20 protein-coding genes are annotated in these 17,328 nt (G+C 56.8%); 12 read left to right on the top strand and 8 right to left on the bottom strand.

Going from position 1 to position 17,328, the window contains the following annotated elements:
• The first annotated feature begins 5 nt into the window (after window positions 1-5).
• Both AC0L8N_RS11205 and idi read left to right on the top strand, forming a co-directional pair.
• On the top strand, window positions 6-2,252 hold the full coding sequence (locus tag AC0L8N_RS11205) for a hydroxymethylglutaryl-CoA reductase, degradative (protein ID WP_473667739.1): 2,247 nt from the start codon (window positions 6-8) through the stop codon (window positions 2,250-2,252).
• A 24-nt stretch (window positions 2,253-2,276) separates the two neighbouring features.
• On the top strand, window positions 2,277-2,858 hold the full coding sequence (gene idi, locus AC0L8N_RS11210) for an isopentenyl-diphosphate Delta-isomerase (RefSeq protein WP_473667740.1): 582 nt from the start codon (window positions 2,277-2,279) through the stop codon (window positions 2,856-2,858).
• 15 nt (window positions 2,859-2,873) lie between these two features.
• Here idi and AC0L8N_RS11215 read toward each other — a convergent pair whose 3' ends face one another.
• The 6 genes from AC0L8N_RS11215 to AC0L8N_RS11240 all read right to left on the bottom strand — a co-directional run bounded on the left by AC0L8N_RS11215 (window position 2,874) and on the right by AC0L8N_RS11240 (window position 10,339).
• Window positions 2,874-4,346 (bottom strand): hydroxymethylglutaryl-CoA synthase, encoded by a 1,473-nt coding sequence (locus AC0L8N_RS11215; protein ID WP_473667741.1) that lies wholly within the window; start codon window positions 4,344-4,346, stop codon window positions 2,874-2,876.
• Window positions 4,347-4,434: 88 nt separating this feature from the next.
• Window positions 4,435-4,974: a DUF4399 domain-containing protein gene (locus tag AC0L8N_RS11220; protein ID WP_473667742.1), complete on the bottom strand. Its 540-nt coding sequence runs from the start codon at window positions 4,972-4,974 to the stop codon at window positions 4,435-4,437.
• Between the two features lie 102 nt (window positions 4,975-5,076).
• Entirely contained in the window at window positions 5,077-7,608 is a 2,532-nt protein-coding gene (locus AC0L8N_RS11225) for an acyl-CoA dehydrogenase (RefSeq protein WP_473670127.1), read from the bottom strand.
• A 257-nt stretch (window positions 7,609-7,865) separates the two neighbouring features.
• Entirely contained in the window at window positions 7,866-8,846 is a 981-nt protein-coding gene (locus AC0L8N_RS11230; RefSeq protein ID WP_473667743.1) for a malate dehydrogenase, read from the bottom strand.
• Window positions 8,847-8,995: 149 nt separating this feature from the next.
• Entirely contained in the window at window positions 8,996-9,745 is a 750-nt protein-coding gene (locus tag AC0L8N_RS11235; RefSeq protein ID WP_473667744.1) for a hypothetical protein, read from the bottom strand.
• 24 nt (window positions 9,746-9,769) lie between these two features.
• Window positions 9,770-10,339: an RNA polymerase sigma factor gene (locus AC0L8N_RS11240; RefSeq protein ID WP_473667745.1), complete on the bottom strand. Its 570-nt coding sequence runs from the start codon at window positions 10,337-10,339 to the stop codon at window positions 9,770-9,772.
• Between the two features lie 306 nt (window positions 10,340-10,645).
• Here AC0L8N_RS11240 and AC0L8N_RS11245 point away from each other — a divergent pair, with 306 nt between their 5' ends.
• The 4 genes from AC0L8N_RS11245 to AC0L8N_RS11260 all read left to right on the top strand — a co-directional run bounded on the left by AC0L8N_RS11245 (window position 10,646) and on the right by AC0L8N_RS11260 (window position 13,211).
• Window positions 10,646-10,894 (top strand): hypothetical protein, encoded by a 249-nt coding sequence (locus AC0L8N_RS11245; RefSeq protein WP_473667746.1) that lies wholly within the window; start codon window positions 10,646-10,648, stop codon window positions 10,892-10,894.
• Between the two features lie 157 nt (window positions 10,895-11,051).
• On the top strand, window positions 11,052-11,441 hold the full coding sequence (locus tag AC0L8N_RS11250; protein ID WP_473667747.1) for a GntR family transcriptional regulator: 390 nt from the start codon (window positions 11,052-11,054) through the stop codon (window positions 11,439-11,441).
• Window positions 11,434-12,291: an ABC transporter ATP-binding protein gene (locus AC0L8N_RS11255; protein ID WP_473667748.1), complete on the top strand. Its 858-nt coding sequence runs from the start codon at window positions 11,434-11,436 to the stop codon at window positions 12,289-12,291. Before AC0L8N_RS11250 ends, AC0L8N_RS11255 begins: the two co-directional genes overlap by 8 nt.
• Window positions 12,288-13,211: a hypothetical protein gene (locus AC0L8N_RS11260; protein ID WP_473667749.1), complete on the top strand. Its 924-nt coding sequence runs from the start codon at window positions 12,288-12,290 to the stop codon at window positions 13,209-13,211. The genes AC0L8N_RS11255 and AC0L8N_RS11260 overlap by 4 nt, the downstream gene beginning before the upstream one ends.
• Before the next feature lie 10 nt (window positions 13,212-13,221).
• Here the strand turns inward: AC0L8N_RS11260 and pspF are convergent, their stop codons facing one another.
• Entirely contained in the window at window positions 13,222-14,244 is a 1,023-nt protein-coding gene (gene pspF / locus AC0L8N_RS11265; protein WP_473667750.1) for a phage shock protein operon transcriptional activator, read from the bottom strand.
• A 187-nt stretch (window positions 14,245-14,431) separates the two neighbouring features.
• Here pspF and pspA point away from each other — a divergent pair, with 187 nt between their 5' ends.
• The 6 genes from pspA to AC0L8N_RS11295 are packed head-to-tail and all read left to right on the top strand — an operon-like array spanning window position 14,432 to window position 16,791.
• Entirely contained in the window at window positions 14,432-15,112 is a 681-nt protein-coding gene (pspA, locus tag AC0L8N_RS11270; RefSeq protein ID WP_473667751.1) for a phage shock protein PspA, read from the top strand.
• Window positions 15,112-15,351 carry an envelope stress response membrane protein PspB gene (gene pspB / locus AC0L8N_RS11275; RefSeq protein WP_473667752.1) on the top strand — a complete coding sequence of 80 codons (240 nt, stop codon included), beginning with the start codon at window positions 15,112-15,114 and terminating at the stop codon, window positions 15,349-15,351. Before pspA ends, pspB begins: the two co-directional genes overlap by 1 nt.
• Window positions 15,348-15,653 carry a PspC domain-containing protein gene (locus tag AC0L8N_RS11280; RefSeq protein WP_473667753.1) on the top strand — a complete coding sequence of 102 codons (306 nt, stop codon included), beginning with the start codon at window positions 15,348-15,350 and terminating at the stop codon, window positions 15,651-15,653. Before pspB ends, AC0L8N_RS11280 begins: the two co-directional genes overlap by 4 nt.
• Entirely contained in the window at window positions 15,611-16,036 is a 426-nt protein-coding gene (gene pspC, locus AC0L8N_RS11285; protein WP_473667754.1) for an envelope stress response membrane protein PspC, read from the top strand. The genes AC0L8N_RS11280 and pspC overlap by 43 nt, the downstream gene beginning before the upstream one ends.
• A 42-nt stretch (window positions 16,037-16,078) precedes the next feature.
• On the top strand, window positions 16,079-16,303 hold the full coding sequence (locus AC0L8N_RS11290; protein ID WP_473667755.1) for a hypothetical protein: 225 nt from the start codon (window positions 16,079-16,081) through the stop codon (window positions 16,301-16,303).
• A gap of 23 nt (window positions 16,304-16,326) precedes the next feature.
• Window positions 16,327-16,791: a DUF6231 family protein gene (locus AC0L8N_RS11295; RefSeq protein ID WP_473667756.1), complete on the top strand. Its 465-nt coding sequence runs from the start codon at window positions 16,327-16,329 to the stop codon at window positions 16,789-16,791.
• A 2-nt stretch (window positions 16,792-16,793) separates the two neighbouring features.
• Here AC0L8N_RS11295 and AC0L8N_RS11300 read toward each other — a convergent pair whose 3' ends face one another.
• Complete coding sequence (locus tag AC0L8N_RS11300) at window positions 16,794-17,150, bottom strand: hypothetical protein (protein ID WP_473667757.1); 357 nt, start codon at window positions 17,148-17,150, stop codon at window positions 16,794-16,796.
• Window positions 17,151-17,328: the final 178 nt, after the last annotated feature.

The following is a 17,328-nucleotide window of genomic DNA, read 5'->3' on the forward strand; positions in this document are numbered from 1 at the left end:
GAACATTGAAGACTGATTCGGCTATTCCAGGGTTCTACCGGCTCACTGTCGCGGAACGAATCGACAGGCTGGTCGAGCATGGCGTGCTGGGGCGCGACGATGCCGATCGCCTGCGGCGCGGCGACTTTACGCTGACCGGGAAGACGGCGGACCGGATGATCGAGAACGTGGTTGGCGTCTTCGGCATGCCGTTGGCCATAGCGCCGAACTTTCAGATAAACGGCCGGGATTGCCTGATTCCGATGGTGGTTGAGGAGCCGTCGATCGTCGCCGGACTTAGTGGCGCGGCGAAACTGGCTCGGCAGGCCGGGGGCTTCGATGTGCAAACTCCCGAGTCGTTGCTGATAGGCCAGATGCAACTGATCGACGTGGAGGATCCGGATCAGGCTATTCTCGCTTTACGTCAGCGCAGCGCAGAGTTAATGCGCATGGCCAATGTCATTCAGCCCAACCTGCTGGCGCGCGGCGGCGGCGTTCGGGATATCGAGTACTTCAAGTACCGCTTGCCGGATGGCCGCTGGACGGTGGTGCTGCATTTGCTCGTGGACACCTGCGATGCGATGGGCGCCAACCTCGTCAATACGATTTGTGAGGGCATCGCGCCAAGGGTTGAGGTGCTTACCGGTGGTCAGGTGGCGATGAAAATTCTCTCGAATCTCGCCGATCGATCAGTGGTGACCGCGCGTGTCCGTATCCCGCTGGCCAGTTTGGCGGACGGGACATTCCCGGCCGAATTCGTGCGCGACCGCATTATTCTGGCGACTGCCTTTGCGAACACTGATCCCTACCGCGCAACAACACATAACAAGGGCATCATGAACGGCGTCGACGCGGTTGCAATTGCGACTGGCAATGACTGGCGCGCGATTGAGGCCGGCGCGCACGCGTATGCAGTGCGCAATGGCAATTACCGTTCGCTCAGCGAGTGGCGGCCTGGTGACAATGGCGATTTGCTTGGCGAGCTAAAAATACCGTTGAAAGTCGGCATCGTTGGCGGTTCGTTGCAGACCAACCCCGCGGTCGCAGTGGCGCTGAAAATCGCCGGCGTAGAGCAGGCTGCGGATCTTGCCGGAATGATGGCTGCGGTCGGTCTCGCACAGAATTTTGCGGCGCTGCGTGCGCTGGTTACTCACGGCATTCAGAAGGGGCACATGAGTTTGCACGCACGCAGCGTTGCCGCTGGGGCGGGTGCTGATACTGGCATTTTCGAGCAGGTTGTTGCGGGCTTGATAGCCAGCGGCGAGATTAAATCCTGGAAAGCCGATGAACTGATCGCTGAAATTCATGCGGGCGGTGGGCCTGCGGCCGAGGTCGAAGCCGAGATGCACAGTGAGCCGGCAGGTCGTGCCTGCGGCAAGGTTATCTTGCTGGGTGAGCACGCAGCGGTGTACGACAAACACGTGCTGGCCGTGCCGTTGCCAGAGGCTATCGAGGCAAGAGTCCGGCCAGCAGACAGTCGTAGTAGATTGCGTATACCGGCGTGGGGAGTTGACGAGATTGTCAATCCAAAGCGCCGCGGGAGCAGTGCTGCAGCGGCCACGGTCGCGTTGATCATGCGGGAATTGCACGTTGCCGAACGGCACTACGACATCGAAGTCGATGCCCGGATTCCTGCGGCAATGGGGCTGGGCGCATCGGCGGCAATCGCCGTTGCGATCATTCGTGCATTCGATCTGCAGCTAGGCTTCGGACTCGATAATCGTGCCATTGATGCGCTTGCTTTCGAGTGCGAAAAGCTCGCCCATGGAACGCCATCTGGTATCGACAACAACCTCGCCACCTATGGTGAGCCGGTGTTGTATACGCGCTCAACGGCGTCGCGAACCAAGCCGATTCAGTTGTGTGAGGTGCCACCACTGGTTGTGGCATCCAGTGGCAAACGCGGTGTGACCAAAGACATGATTGCGGGCGTTGCGAAGCGTTACGCGTCCAATCAAACGCTGTACGACACGATATTCAATGAGATTGACGAGTTGAGTGTTGCAGGCTCCGTTGCATTGCGCGACGCGGACTACGATTCCCTGGGATCCATGATGAACGTCTGTCATGGATTCCTGAACGCCATTGAGGTGTCCACGCCGGAGCTTGAGAAAATGGTGCACATCGCGCGGGTCAATGGCGCAGTTGGGGCGAAGCTGACGGGCGCAGGTGGCGGCGGTTCGATAGTGGCATTGTGTCCCGGTCGTAGTCACGATGTTGCAGCGGCACTCAAGAAAGCGGGTTATGCAATAATTCGCTTCAGCGATTCGTAAACCTATTGATTACCGGGAGCAGTAATGTCATCGGCTAACGCGCATGCAATCGTGTCCTCGGACAGTGAAGAACTGATCCTGGTCAATGAGAATGACGAGGAAACGGGCAGTCTTAGCAAATTAATGTGCCATGACGGTGACGGACTCTTGCACCGGGCGTTCTCTGTGTTCCTGTTCAACAGCAAAGGCGAACTCCTCGTGCAGCAACGCGCTGCGGGCAAACGCCTGTGGCCCGGTTACTGGGCTAACAGTTGTTGCAGCCATCCGCGCAAAGGTGAAAGCATGGAGGTCGCTACGCAGCGCCGCGTGCAGCAGGAACTGGGGGTCAGCGCGCAGCTTGAGTTTGTATTCAAGTTTACCTACCAGGCGACTTACCGGGACCTGGGCGCTGAGCATGAATTATGCTGGGTGTATCTCGGCCGTAGTGAACATCCGCCGCAGCCAAACAGCACCGAAATAGCTGCTGTGCGTTATTTGAGTCCGGCGTCGATCGAGGCCGAACTGGCGAACAATGCGGATACTCTGACGCCCTGGTTCAAACTGGAGTGGGAGCGATTAAGCACTGAATTTGCAGAGCAGCTCGGACGTTACACGAGCGTGCTGTAGGCAGGGCGTGGCGGCCTAACTGACGTAACGGTAATACTCGATACCGAGATCCTGAAATTGCCGCTCCTCCGAACACCCCACTTTGTCGATGACAAATTCTTCTCTTGGCAGGAAGTCCAGTCCTGGTGCTTTGTGGCCGGCATGCAAGGCGGCGTACTGATCTGAGTTGATGTCAATGGCGTAATCCATGGCGCTGGCAAAGCCGATTTTGCTGCTGGCTGCCCGCCATTCAGGTGCCATGAAAAACGGGATGACTTCCGCAGCATCGCCACTGCCGTAACCCAATGTGAGAATTTCTTCTCCGACCTCAAATCGATCTTCATCGAGAGCCTGTTCAAAACCTGCTGCCATCCACGCTGGCAAAGCGGCGGTGTACAGGTTGCCGAGGTCGAGCATGGTGTCACTGCCGAGTGCCATTTTGTCGAGTATCTCCCGGCGGTAATGACGCGATGCACGAAATATTCTGAACACAGCCATGGCCAGCGGATACGCCTCGTAATGCAGTCGTTCCGGTGAGGCCAGTTTGGCAACTTCAGGTTTGCTGCTCATTTCGTCGAGCAGCGCATTCGGTTCAATACCTGCTTCGTAACAATACGCTGCGAGCTCAGCCCGGTCGGCGGCATCACCGCCGCTCAGTGCGAACAGGTAGGCGAGCGCCCAACCGGTTTCCGGCATGCGTCGGTAAGGGCGATGCATGAAGACAGTCCGCAATGAGTGCATGTAGGCGATCGCGTTGAGATCACGCTTTTCGTACATGTCATTCAGTGCGTGCAGAGTTTCATCAATGTAGCAGGTGGTCGAGTACTTGCCATTGAACACCGGGAAGTCCTGTACCTGGTGCGACTCGTTCCGGTCCTGGCCGCAGAAGCGCAACATCGGTTTGCGAAAATCCATGACCCGGTAATCGGATGCCGAGCCTGAGCGAATCAGATCAACTTCCGCCAGCTTGGGGTCTTCTTCAAGCAGCATGGCCACGGCACCTGCGCCCTGAGTGGGTTCGCCACTGCTACCGCGCGCGTACTCCGCGATATCCGCGCAGACGACAATGGCTTGTCCGCCGGCGCCGTCAAGTGCCAGATGCCGTATCGCGCCTTTCATGCCGTATACGCCACCAAGACAGGCGTGTTTGAATTCAGGGACTTCGCAGCTGCGAGCGATAGGCGGTTTGCCGGCCGCGATCAGGGCCCGGTCGACCATGCCCTTGACGATGATCGCGCCCGCTGAATTATCGGTGCTGGACTCGGTACCCAGCCCCAGAAACTTAACTCGGGACGGGTCAATGTCGTATTGGGTGATGAGCCGCATGACCGCCGTTGCAGCCATCGTGTAGACACTCTGATTCGGCCCGCGTACCCGGAAACTGCGCCCGATAACCTCGCGAGTCTTCGGCCATTGGTTGCCTGTCCAGGCGCACCAATCCTCCAGCCAGACCCGGTAAGGTGGCAAATAAGCGGCTAAGCCACTAATTCCTATGCTCTTTCTATTCATGGGTAGCGATTACCACGGTGTCGGACGGTGACTGCTAAAGCCTGCAGCCCGGAAATTCTAGTTGCCCGGGCTACGCGGCTCAAGCGGCTCATTCCACCGTGATAGTGATGACTTCCGAGGACACCGGTGGCTGATGCGGAATATGCAGGTGGTCTCCGAGCAAAAGCTGCAGGGTGTGCTCGCCAGGAGGGAGCGGCAGATCGGTAACGGTTCGGCCGTCACCAAAGTGCACGTGATGGTCGTCGGCCGGGATAGGTTGGTCGAACGGCGGTAGTTCGGCGTCAATAATGACGTGGTGATGGCCGCTCATCGGCGCGTCGGTACCCGCAGGCCGGACATCCATGCCATCAAGTCCGAACTCGATACGAACCGGGCTGGTAACGGTAGCGCCGTCAGCCGGTTCGATGAAATAAAGCCGTGCCGCTTGTGGCGCTGTGGAGCGCGGCAGAGCAGCTGGCGCGGTTGTGTTTGCGGCTGGCGCCGCCTTCTGGGTCTGACTCTGATCATCGTTGTTGCCGCAGGCGCCGAGGGCCGTTAGCAAACACAACGCAGTTGCAAGTTTCGGTGTGGAACGCACTTCGCTCTCCTTATCGAGTGAACGTGCACCAATGGTACGGTGCCACGGCACAGATTGCTGCACATTTGCGGCAATAACGTCAGGCTCCCGACTGCACGAACAACCCCACCCAACATTGGTAGGTGGTGCATGCAGCCGTCGAGACAGGCGCGGTCAGTCCGCTTGTGTCTTGCCGGCCGTTTTCTTTCGTGCCGGAGATTTTTTTCGCGCCGCTCGTTTTTTCGCAGGCTTTGCGGACGAATCACCGGCCGCGGGATGCCGGAACAATTCTTCCGGTGCGAAGTCGTCGACGCCCATCAGGTGTTCCACTTTTTCATGGAAGTTGCGCATAGCATCGGCTTCATCGGTGGTGATGATCTCCGCTTTTGCCGCTTCCTCAATCTGGTAGCCCACGTATTCGGAATTGATAAGCCCTTCTTTGAAGGCCTGCCGTAGTTTTTGTTGCAGCGGTGCCAGTTCTTCGGAAAGCACGAGCGCTTCCTGCAATTGGCCCAGCGGATTGCCGGCTTCCAGCGTTGTGTAGGCCTGCGCGCACAGCCGGTCGCGAGATTCGCTGCTATGGGTAATCAAGTCCACCACCTTCATGCTCAGCTCGTCAGAAGGTGCGGAGTACGTGCGTCCGCGCGGGAAAATGAAGCAGCGTAAAAAGAACGCAACCGGTCGGTTCGGGAAATTGCGCAAGAAACTGTGCAGCTGTTCCTGCGCCTCGTACATGAGTGTACGCACTGACCATTCGACGAGCGGCAGGTCGGCCGAGCGTCGACCCTGATTCTCGAAGTGCTTTAACACGGTGGAAGCGAGGTACATGGAGCTTAGTACGTCGCCGAGGCGCGCTGACAACAGTTCCTTGATCTTGAGTTTGCCGCCGAGTGTCAGCATGGCGAAGTCAGAGGCGAGTGCGAACGCCGCACTGTAGCGATTGATGTTCTGGTAGTAGCGTGCAGTCGGTGTGTTTAACGGCACCTTGCTGAACTTGGCGTGCGTCAGGGCCAGGAAAAATGAACGGGCCAGATTGCTGATGGCATAACCGATATGTGAGAACAGCGCCTGATCGAATTCAAAGAGGCCGCGCTGCTCATCATCATTCTGGGCCGCCTGCAGTTCGCGCAGGACGAACGGATGGCAGCGAATGGCACCCTGGCCGAAGATAATCAGACTTCGGGTCAGGATGTTGGCACCTTCAACGGTAATCGCAATGGGTGTCGCCATGTAGCCGCGACCGAGGTAATTACGCGGTCCCATCATGATGGCTTTGCCGCCGTGAATGTCCATCGCATCGTTACCCACTTTGCGACCCAGTTCGGTGCAGTGGTACTTCAGAATGGCAGAAGGTACAGCGGGCTTTTCGCCCTGCTGTATGGCGCCGGAGGTAACGGATACCGCCGCATTCATTACGTACGAGTAACCGGCTACACGACTGAGCGCCTCGCCAACGCCATCGAATTTGGCAATGGGTAAGCCGAATTGCTTGCGCAGCTGCGCATAAGCACCGCTGGCCCAGGCGGCAGCTTGTCCACCGCCTGCTGCGCTGGATGGCAAGGTGATTGCGCGACCGACGGACAGCAACTCGACCAGCATTTTCCAGCCCTTGCCAGCCATTTCCTTGCCGCCGATGATGTAGTCAAGCGGGACGAAAACGTCTTTGCCCGAGGTCGGGCCGTTTTGAAACGGGATGGTCAGTGGGTAGTGCCGACGGCCAATCTCGATGCCTGGCATGTCGGTCGGAATCAGGGCTGCAGTGATGCCGTACTCGTCTTCGTCGCCGATCAGGTGATCAGGATCGTACAGCTTGAAGGCGAGGCCGAGCACGGTCGCAATGGGCGCCAGCGTAATGTAGCGCTTGTTCCAGTTCAGCCGTATGCCAACGATCTCTTCGCCCTCGAAGGTGCCGCGACAAACGACGCCGCTGTCGATCAACGCCGCGGCGTCGGAACCCGCCTGCGGTGACGTCAGCGCGAAGCACGGTACTTCGTCACCGGACGCGAGGCCTGGCAGCCAGCGTTGCTTTTGATCTTCGGTGCCGTAGTGCAGCAACAACTCGGCCGGGCCCAACGAGTTTGGAACACCCACCGTTGACGACACGGTTGCACTGCGGCTCGCCAGCTTTGAGATGACCATTGCGTTTGCGTAGGCGGAAAACTCAAGTCCGCCGTACTCCTTGGGGATGATCATGGCAAAAAACTTGTGCTTCTTGATGAACGCCCAGACTTCCTCTGGCATGTCGGCCCGGTTGTGAGCGATATCCCAGTCGTCGATCATCCGACACAGTTCTTCGCAAGGACCATCCATGAACGCCTGCTCTTCGTCGGACAGCGTTGGGGCAGGGAAGGACATGAGGCGTTCCCAGTCGGGCATCCCGGAGAACAACTCTCCGTCCCACCATACGTTGCCGGCTTCCAGTGCTTCGCGTTCGGTGTCGGACATCGAAGGGAGCATCGTGCGATAAACAGCCAGAGCGGGTTTGGTCAGTTTTTCGCGGCGGAACTCTTCAAAGTTGAGAGCGACCATCACTGCCACCGGCAGCCACAGGAAGATGACCCACAAAGGATGGCCGGAACCAAACAGCGTATAGGCAAGAACGGCCGCCGCAACAGCAACGGTCGAACTGAACAGATTTACCCGGTTGTAGGCGAGGTAAATGCCGCCACCAAAGAACAACAGGAACCAAAACAGGCCGACTAACATATGTGACACCTTGTCTTCCTCACTCAAGAAGACTTCGCAGTTTCAGTGTCCGTTCCCATGGGGTTCAGCACGCTGTTCCACTAAGGGACGGTTGCGAAGTCTCGCAGGCGACGGTCGCCGCTTATTCGGGCCTGCCGTGACAGGACCGGCTCAGTTCGGATGTGCCCCCGGCGACACATCGCGTAAGTGTGCCGGCATCCAGCCGGCACACTCGATTACCCTAGCACCCGCCAAACGGGCGCGCCACTGGCAATTGATCAGGCCAGCAGCTCTTCGATAGCCGCTCTTTCTTCCCGCAATTCCTGCTCCGTGGCTTGCATACGCTCACGGCTGAAGTCATTGACCTCCAGTCCCTGCACGATTTCGTAGTTGCCGTTCTTGCAGCGGACCGGGTAGGAATAAACGATGCCTGCCTCAATGCCGTAACTGCCGTCAGCCGGTATGCCCATGCTGACCCAGTCGCCATCGGCGGTACCCAGCGCCCAGTCGTGCATGTGATCGATCGCCGCGGAGGCAGCCGATGCCGCCGACGATGCGCCGCGCGCCTTGATGATCGCTGCACCGCGCTGTTGCACGGTTGGTATGAAGTCGCCGCTCAGCCAGCTCTGGTCAACCAGGTCTGTGGCGGCCTTGCCTTTCACGGTTGAATGATGAACGTCCGGGTACTGCGTAGCGGAATGGTTTCCCCAGATGGTTAATTGGCGGATATCGGTAACGTGGCTGTCCGTCTTGGCGGCCAGCTGTGCAGCGGCGCGATTGTGGTCCAGTCGCGTCATCGCCGTGAAATTGCGTGGATCTATGTCCGGGGCATTGCTACTCGCGATCAAGGCATTGGTATTCGCCGGGTTACCGACGACCAGCACTTTAATGTCGCGACTGGCGTGGTCGTTCATGGCCTTGCCCTGTACCGAGAAAATCTGCGCATTCGCCTGCAGCAGGTCTTTTCGCTCCATGCCGGGTCCGCGCGGCCGTGCGCCAACCAGTAACGCATAGTCACTGTCGCGGAAGGCTTCGTTCACGTCGTCGGTCGCGACGACGCCAACCAGGCCGGGGAATGCGCAGTCGTCCAGTTCCATCACTACGCCTTTCAGCGCATCCAGGGCCTGCGGTATTTCAAGCAGTTGCAAGATGATCGGCTGGTTCGAGCCAAGCATCTGGCCGGAAGCGATACGAAAGGCGAGTTGATAGCCAATCTGTCCGGCGGCACCCGTGATAGTTACGCGAACTGGTTTTTTCATGTTAGTCCCTGATTTTTATGCTGAATATTCGGTTGGCCAGCGGGCGGCCGAGCCAGCGGCGCCTGCCAAATGGTTACCACGTGACCGCAAGGTGGGTGGCGGGCGGCGATTCTAGCATTGCCGTGCCGCTACGGCACATCGCAGGGCGCTTACTCGGGCGCCCTAAAGTCCGGATAGGTGCTGTTAAACAGCGTCAGTTCTTTGCCTGCGCCTTCGTCATTGCCGGCATCGCGCAATTCCACGATGCACTGCCACCACTCAGCGACGCCCTGCATCTCGGCCGTCCGGCACAGGCGGTCACTGTCAGGACTGTCGGTGTTAGCCATGTCTGCCCGGGCCGCCACGGCGGACGGCGCCAGAGCGTCCTGCATGGTTCGGGTCTCGGCTGGCGACTGAGTTGCTTCATTCTGCGCCTGACCCGCCTTCGCGTTCGATGGCCTTGTCGACCGCCGAGTGTTGCCGAATTTATTGAGCTGAAACAGGTTAGCGCTGGTATCGCCTGCGCGCTGCTCCGGTGATGGTGCCGACTGGTGTAATTCGGTCGCCGCGCGTTTTTCCTCTCGCATCTGACGCATAACGCGGCTCGCCGGTGCCTCGTCGTCGCTGGCAACATCGCTGGCGGACGACAAGGGGGCCGCAAATTCGCTGCTGGTTTCATTGGCAGGTAGCGGAGTTACGCCTTGCATGTCATAGACCAAAGCAATGCCAAGTACGAAGGTTGCAGCGAAGGCCAGGGGACGGCCCCAAACTGAAAGGTATTTCGCAATGCCCGGTTTGACCGCTGCCGCCGCCTCATCCAGTACAGCTCGATTCAAGCGCTCAGGCGCACGGACGTTCTGGCTGGCGAGGTACGTTTCCCGCAAGCGCTTTTCCGCGTCGTTGTGGTTCTCGGTGTTCACTTTGTGCTACTCATTCCCATAGCCTCATGCAGACAATGCGTTTGATTCCCTGGGTTCTGCCAACACGGCGGTCAATTTGCTCATGGCGTAGCGAAGTCGACTCTTCGCTGTTTCATGGGCTACCCCGGTGACGTGGGCGATTTCTTCAACGCTCAGGCCGGCTTCTTCGCGCAACAGAAAAGCGTCACGCTGCTCCATTGGCAGTTGTTCCAGCGCAATCAGCAATCGCTGCCGAGCCATCGATTTTTCAACGAGCAGCTCCGGACTGTCAGTATCGGCGGCGAGCTGATCTGGGTCGTGGCTCGGCCCGGCACTGTAGCGCTTGTTGCGTCGCACGTAGTCGATAAAGGAGTTATGCGCGACGCGGTACATCCAGGTCGTGAATCTGGCGGTTGGCCGGTAGCTGCTCCGCGCCTTTATGATCTTGCCCCAAACATCCTGGAAAACATCCGCGGCGGCATCGGGGTTGCCGGACAAACGCAGCAAATACCGATACAGGGCATCGTTGTGTCGTGAATAGAGCGTTTCGAATGCTGAAACGTCACCATCGCGGTAACGCAGCATCAACGCTGAATCTTCTGGCAAAACACTCATTGGTCGAGCATAGGGCACCGGCAGTGGCGACGGAAGCGGTTGGCTGCCGAGGGTTGTTTCGTGGCCAAGACAGTTCATGGGCGGGATGCACAGATTGACTCAAGCCGGAGGCTGTTCGGTCTCTGAATGTTCAAGCGTTGTCTCCGGTATTCATTGCGACGTTATAACTGGTAACGCACCGTTGTCGCGGAAGGGGTTAAACGCCAGCAGGCTTGCAATCTAAATCGGCGGTGTTATAGTTGACTATAACACTAGTTCACCGGCCAGCAGGACTGGCCATGCCACTAACATTACGAGGAACAGGCGATGCGCCGTCAAGCGAGCAGGGGATTACCGATGCGGGTCACTTTGGCCGTATTCATGCTGTTGTTGGTTGCTGTTGTGGCGGCACAGGCGCGGCCCAACGGTAGTCAGCGCGCGTCGTTCGCAACGAGCACGGAATCGGTCAGGGATGGTGGCGGCATGCTGACAGCCCGGCTGGCCAGACTCGCCTTTGCGCGGGATGCAACTGCGGCAGGATCGGCGCCAAGAGCGCGCCTGCTGAAACGCCGCTAACCACCGCCGCGCTTAAGCTGGGGAGCGTAAACGACGCAATGACGGATGCTGCCTTTGACCCGTTCTGTCCTGATACCATCGGGACGCCTGTAGCAAAGCACGAAACGAGTCCGGCCTATAACCTGGCGGGCAATTAATGACGATGGCTGGAGTGTCAATGGACCCAAAATGGAATGACGATCTGCCGATCTACCGTCAGTTGCGGGATCGGGTGGTCGCAATGATCCTTGAGGGCGTACTGGCCGATGGTGACGCGCTGCCTTCCGTCCGAAACGTCGCTGCAGAGTACCGGCTTAATCCGCTGACCGTATTGAAGGGTTACCAGGAACTGGTCGACGAGGGGCTGGTTGAGAAGAAGCGTGGGCGGGGCATGTTCGTCACCGATGGCGCCAACAAGCAGCTATTGAAAGATGAGCGCCGCCGTTTTCTTGAAAAGGAGTGGCCCGCGGTCATCGCTACGATCGAACGGCTTGGACTGGATCGTGCAGACCTTCTCGCTGAGGTGCCGATTCCCAACAATAAAAACGATGGAGCCGGAAATGACTAGTCTGGTTGATGCTAGGAATGTATCGAAGTCCTTTGGTAGTTTGCGAGCTGTCGATGACATCAGTTTCACTATAGAAAAGGGCCGAATTACCGGCTTGATCGGACCGAATGGCGCGGGCAAGACCACTTTGCTGAAGGCGATTCTGGGCTTAACCGACTGCCAGGGCAGCCTTTCTGTGCTGGGGCTGGATCCGTTCAGGCAGCGACGCGAACTCATGCAGAATATCTGCTTTATCGCGGACGTCGCGGTATTGCCTCGCTGGATACGCGTGTCGCAACTACTCGACTTCACAGAAAAAGTGCACCCCAAATTCTCCCGTAAACGAGCCAATGAATTGCTGGCGGCGACTCGCATCAAGCATTCGTCGAAAGTGCGGGAATTGTCGAAGGGCATGATCACGCAGCTGCACCTTTCCATCATCTCAGCGGTCGACGCTCGGCTTCTGATTCTTGACGAGCCGACCCTGGGTCTCGACATCATTTTCCGGAAGGACTTCTACGGAAATTTGCTGGATGGTTACTTCGATGACGAGCGCACCATTCTGATCACGACGCACCAGGTGGAAGAGATCGAAAACCTGCTGACGCACGTAATGTTCATCAATGATGGCCGCCTTGTGCTCGACTCCGCGATGGAGGATCTGCCGCAGAGGTTCGTTGAGTTACAAACCTCCGGCAGTCAGGCGGAAGCGGCACGCGCGTTGAGACCGCTGTACGAGCGCGAAAGTTTCGGCAAGAAGGTCATGCTGTTCGAGGGCGTCACGCGCGAGAGCTTAAACAAGTTCGGTGAGACCCGGACTCCTGCGATCGCCGATCTGTTCGTTGCGAAAGTAAAGGGAGCCGCCGCATGATTCACACCCAATTGGCATTGCTGCAGCGCGAACTGTGGGAGCACAGGTCAATCTACGTTGCGCCGCTCGTGGTCGCGCTGCTGATTGCGCTCATGTCGATCACCGGTCAGGTCGCCGTTTCTGCTTTCGATACACAGGTCGATTTGTCGATCCTTGGCGCCAGCAATCTGGGCGAGACCGAGCGGGCGGCAGCAATCACGGTCGTGACGTCGGCAATTTCTGCCATGCTGATGATGACCATGGCGATACTTGGTGTGTTCTATTTGCTGGATGCGCTGTACACCGAGCGAAGGGACAAAAGTATTCTGTTTTGGCGCTCGCTGCCGGTTACGGATGCGGAAACGGTCATATCGAAGTTGCTGACGGCGATTATTGTTATTCCATTGGTGACGTTTGCAATCGTGATTGTGACTCAGGTTTTCGTGGTGGCGATATCGTCCATGTGGGTGAGTGGTCGTGGCGGCGATGGTTGGACCTTGATCTGGAGTGCGGCACCGTTTCTGGATACCTGGTTCGCAACCTTGTTATTTTTCCTGGCCACGCCACTCTGGTACATACCGTTCGCCGGTTGGTTCCTGTTCGTTTCCGCGTGGACGCGTCGATCTCCTTTCCTGATTGCCATACTGCCGTTGTTCGTTGTGCCGATGCTGGAGCGGATTCTGATCGGCACCTCATTCTTCAGGGATGCGATATTCGGTCGTTTCGCATCCATGCCACTCTTCGGCGGCTTCGACAGTGCCGGTATATCGATCGTTGAGGACGGCCCGCCGACGTTTGACGCCGATGCGACAGCCAGTCTGATGGCCATGATCGATCTGCCCGCATTCCTGAGTGACCCTGCTCTGTGGGTGGGGCTAATGGTCGGCGGTTTATTAACGGCGGCGGCAATTTACGTGCGGCGTTACCGGGACGATAGCTAATTTTGTTGAGTCAATCCGCCTGCAATTGCAGCTGATGCTTGCGGATTTTCCCCCGGAACTGGTCGTAGCTGAGTTCCAGTAGTTCTGCCGCCACTTTCTGATTAAAGCGTGCTTTCCGCAGTGCTTCCTGTAGGTACTTCTTTTCCGTTTCCAGGAGCGTCGCCTTCAGATTGGCCGGTAGTAGCGGTCTCTTTTTTGGTGGCTGAGGCGAATCCGTGGTCTCTTCCCTGGCAGGTTCTTTGCGTAGCCTGAAAGGTGAGTCGAAGGGGTCAAACGCGATTTCCTTGATGGGCTGTTCAGGCTCTTCTGTACGGTAAACAGAACGTTCGACCGCATTCTTGAGTTCGCGCACATTGCCGGACCAGTCGTGACGCAGTAGTGACGAGGATGCTTTGGGGCTGAACCCCGGAAAGTAAGCCAGCTTCAACTCACTCGCCATGTTGATCGCGAACGCGTACGCCAGCGGCAGTATATCTTCGAGCCTCTCGCGCAAGGGTGGCAGCGTGATGACGTCGAACGCCAGGCGATCCAGCAAATCATCCCGAAACAAGCCGCTTCTGACCCGCTCCTGCAGATCCGCGTTGGTTGACCCGACTATTCTGACATTGACCCGCAGGGTATCGGAGCCACCGACTCTCTGCAGTTCGCCATACTCGATCACGCGCAGTATCTTTTCCTGCATGCGCAAGGAGATCGTGGCCAGCTCATCGAGCACCAGCGTGCCACCATCCGCTCGCTCGAAGTGCCCGATGTGGCCCTTAACGGCCCCCGTGAACGCACCTGCTTCGTGACCGAACAGTTCGGATTCCAGAATGGACTCGGTCAAAGCCGCGCAGTTGACCTTGATCAGCGGCTGTTCCCAGCGCTGGGACAGGAAATGCAGGCGAGCGGAGATCAGTTCCTTGCCGGTGCCTCTTTCGCCGACCACAAGTACAGGCTTGTCGAGCGGCGCCGCTCGCGAGACATGCTCGAGCATGGCGAGAAACGCGGGTGCTTCACCAATAATGGGCTGAACACGGCCGTCAATAGACATTGGTCAAAAATACTACACGTCTGTGAAAAAAACCAATAGATAGTGAAATATACCAACTCGCTGCTTTGGCCGATCCTGAGAAAATATTCATTATATATTGCAAAATCAACTAGTTATGTATTCTCGACCGGTTTGGCACAGAAGCTGCAAGTCTAGGCATGACCACGAACTTTAAGAGGAAGACATCATGGGCATATTCACGAGATTCAGCGACATCGTGAACTCAAACATCAACGCCATTCTGGATAAGGCGGAAGACCCTGAAAAAATCGTCCGGTTGATGATTCAGGAGATGGAGGACACGCTGGTTGAGGTTCGCTCAGCGGCGGCACGGTCCATCGCGGACAAGAAAGACCTGAATCGGAAGTTGGAGACATTCGATCGGGATTTAGCGGAGTGGGACAACAAAGCCGAACTGGCCCTGCGTAAAGGGCGCGAGGATCTGGCGAAGGCCGCATTGATCGAGAAATCCAAAGTCGCGGTTGCGACGGACTCCATTCGCGCAGATTACGCTGCTGTTGACGATGGTCTGGCCAAGCTCAACGACGACATTGCCAGGCTTGAATCTAAGTTAAATGATGCCAAGACCCGACAAAAATCATTGCTCGCAAGGCATAAGACAGCAAATAGTCGGCTGCAAGCCCGCAAGAAAATTCACGACTACCAGATAGACGACGCGCTTGTCCGGTTCGAGCAATACACCCGACGTATCGATGATGTCGAGGGGCGCATCGAGGCCTATGACCTGGGATTGCCAAAAGATCTTAATCATCAATTCGAAAGTCTGGAGGCAGAAGAGTCCGTCGCCCAGGATCTTGCCGATCTGAAGCGTCGGGTTGCAGGGAATGTAACTGAAGAGGCGAAATAGTGGGCGGAGGATTCGGTGAGCTGGTCGCCGTCGCAATTATTGTCTTTGTTGCGATTCCCGCCCCGCTCTTCATTGTTTTGCATTTCATAACGAAGTGGAAACAGTCACGAGAGTTATCGGGTGGTGACGAGAAAATGATGGAGGACCTCTGGTTGTTGTCGGAAAAACTGAACGACCGTCTGGAGGCTCTGGAGACGATATTGGACAACGAATTACCGGGCTGGAGGAAAAATCGATGAGCAGATCGGGCAGATCGAGAGAGGAATGCGGTGGCCCCACGTTGCGCGGGCTGTACAGGGACCGCGAAAACGGCTGGATTTTCGGCGTTTGCGCCGGCTTGTCAGAGTTCGCAAATTTTCGCACCTCGACTGTGAGAATCATTGCGGTGTTGTGCCTGGTTTTTTTCTTTGTCCCGACGGCATTGACTTACGTTGCGGCCACGTTGCTGATACGTCAGCGTCCGCTTACTTATTCGGGAACACGAGCAGAGCATGAGTTTTGGAAGAACCACCACTGCAACGATCACTGGAGAGCGTCATGAGCCCGCTGGACGGCCTGTCTGACCGCCGCTTTTATCGGGACTCCCGTCGCGGAATGATCGGAGGCGTTTGCGCCGGAATTGCGGATTATTTCGCCTTTAATTTGACGGCGACCCGAATCTTGAGTGTCGTGATGTTGATAAGTTTTATGCCGGTAACACTCCTGGCCTATTTTGGCTGTGTGATGTTGGTGCCGTCTGATCGCGGTATGGCACGGCAAGAGCCTTACGATCCCGGGTTCAGGAAAGCAATGCGCTCAAATCCGGCCAATACGCTTGCCGATGTAAAACGAAAATTTCAGAAACTCGACTCACGATTGGCGCGCCTGGAGCGCTACGTAACGTCATCTCGGTTCAATCTGGATCAAGAATTTCGAAATTTATGAAGCAGTAAAGTTAAGCTGACGAGAAAGCAAAGGGGAGAGTGAATGAACGGAGTATTTACATTTGTATTACTGCTTGTTGCTGTGGTTATGTTCACGCGGCTTGTTGAAGCGTGGATGAAGCAACGAGCGGGCAAGGCCGAGTCTGATGAGAGTGTTGGCGAAGCGCTGGCCAAGATCGATCTGCTGGAAGAGCGCATCCGCGTACTCGAACGAATAATTACCGAGAACAAGGTTGATCTGAAGCAACAAATCGACGATCTCCAGTAATCCCAAGGACACCCTTAGACCTCATGTCGACGCCAATCCGGTTCATCGAGGATTTTCTGCCTACGCTGTCAGTCAGCAGTGGCGAGCCCTCAGTGATAGTCGTTAGCAAAGAACCGCACTTGTTGCGGCATTTGAACTGGCCGGCAAACACCCTTTGGCTTAACGAAATCAGTGCAGCTGATGGCGTTGATATGTCTGTACGCGGCGATCTGGGCGTAATCGTCAATCAGTTGGAACACATGTCGGTTGAGTTAGCGGTGGCGTTGCTCGCCCGACTGCGTGATTGTCATTGTGACCAATTGCTGGTGCACAACAGTAGCGAGAATCTGACGACCCAGGAAATGCTCGCGTTGGGCTTTACGCGAGTCAGTTCCGTTGGGTCAGATGGCTGGTTTCATTACCAGCGCGATGAATTCTACGAAGAGCGTTCGTGGAACTCGCCCGAACAGTGGGCTAATCCGCAGAACTACAAACGGTTTCGCTGGTAGAGCTATTCGCCCCGAGCCTTGAACGCTTGCACTTGTTCATTGAAGCGTGCCGCGACTGTTTCCATCTCATCTACAGCAGCGTTGTACTTCTTGTTTACCATGTCTTCACGTTGTTGCTCATCTTCCGCGCTCAATTCAGCATTTGCGCGAGCGGCTTTTTCTTCTTCCAGCAAGCAATCCAGGTATGTTTCCATGTTGGCGACGAATGCTTTGACATCGCGCTGCCCCGCAATCATTTCTTCTTTGCTGGCCGAATCGCCGTTCGGAATATCAACGCGCGTCGGGTAGTCGCAGGCAAGGCTGGTCTGTGCAAAAAGCAGAAGAGATGCAGCGCCGATAATTTTAGTGATTCTGTTCATCAGGTCGATTTAATCCATGCAAGCGGCGGGTGCGCGGCACCGGCGCCGGTTAGAGAAGTGAGTGCCGCGCTATTTAAGCATTTTGCCCGGACTGAGTGAAGCGCGGCTGAAACTCATTGATTAACTTGAATTTTGTACGCCCTCCATAAGGCGGGAGTGCGTCGCGCAGGCCTGTTGG

This window comes from Woeseia sp. D3-10 (genome assembly GCF_055809415.1).

Coding starts and splice junctions, on each gene's coding strand:
- AC0L8N_RS11290 (WP_473667755.1), top strand. CDS start 16,079: ATGAACGGAGTATTTACATTTGTATTACTGCTTGTTGCTGTGGTTATG.
- idi (WP_473667740.1), top strand. CDS start 2,277: ATGTCATCGGCTAACGCGCATGCAATCGTGTCCTCGGACAGTGAAGAA.
- AC0L8N_RS11255 (WP_473667748.1), top strand. CDS start 11,434: ATGACTAGTCTGGTTGATGCTAGGAATGTATCGAAGTCCTTTGGTAGT.
- AC0L8N_RS11280 (WP_473667753.1), top strand. CDS start 15,348: ATGAGCAGATCGGGCAGATCGAGAGAGGAATGCGGTGGCCCCACGTTG.
- pspA (WP_473667751.1), top strand. CDS start 14,432: ATGGGCATATTCACGAGATTCAGCGACATCGTGAACTCAAACATCAAC.
- pspF (WP_473667750.1), bottom strand. CDS start 14,244: ATGTCTATTGACGGCCGTGTTCAGCCCATTATTGGTGAAGCACCCGCG.
- AC0L8N_RS11300 (WP_473667757.1), bottom strand. CDS start 17,150: ATGAACAGAATCACTAAAATTATCGGCGCTGCATCTCTTCTGCTTTTT.
- AC0L8N_RS11260 (WP_473667749.1), top strand. CDS start 12,288: ATGATTCACACCCAATTGGCATTGCTGCAGCGCGAACTGTGGGAGCAC.
- AC0L8N_RS11240 (WP_473667745.1), bottom strand. CDS start 10,339: ATGAGTGTTTTGCCAGAAGATTCAGCGTTGATGCTGCGTTACCGCGAT.
- AC0L8N_RS11245 (WP_473667746.1), top strand. CDS start 10,646: ATGCGCCGTCAAGCGAGCAGGGGATTACCGATGCGGGTCACTTTGGCC.
- AC0L8N_RS11225 (WP_473670127.1), bottom strand. CDS start 7,608: ATGTTAGTCGGCCTGTTTTGGTTCCTGTTGTTCTTTGGTGGCGGCATT.
- AC0L8N_RS11295 (WP_473667756.1), top strand. CDS start 16,327: ATGTCGACGCCAATCCGGTTCATCGAGGATTTTCTGCCTACGCTGTCA.
- AC0L8N_RS11215 (WP_473667741.1), bottom strand. CDS start 4,346: ATGAATAGAAAGAGCATAGGAATTAGTGGCTTAGCCGCTTATTTGCCA.
- AC0L8N_RS11230 (WP_473667743.1), bottom strand. CDS start 8,846: ATGAAAAAACCAGTTCGCGTAACTATCACGGGTGCCGCCGGACAGATT.
- AC0L8N_RS11250 (WP_473667747.1), top strand. CDS start 11,052: ATGGACCCAAAATGGAATGACGATCTGCCGATCTACCGTCAGTTGCGG.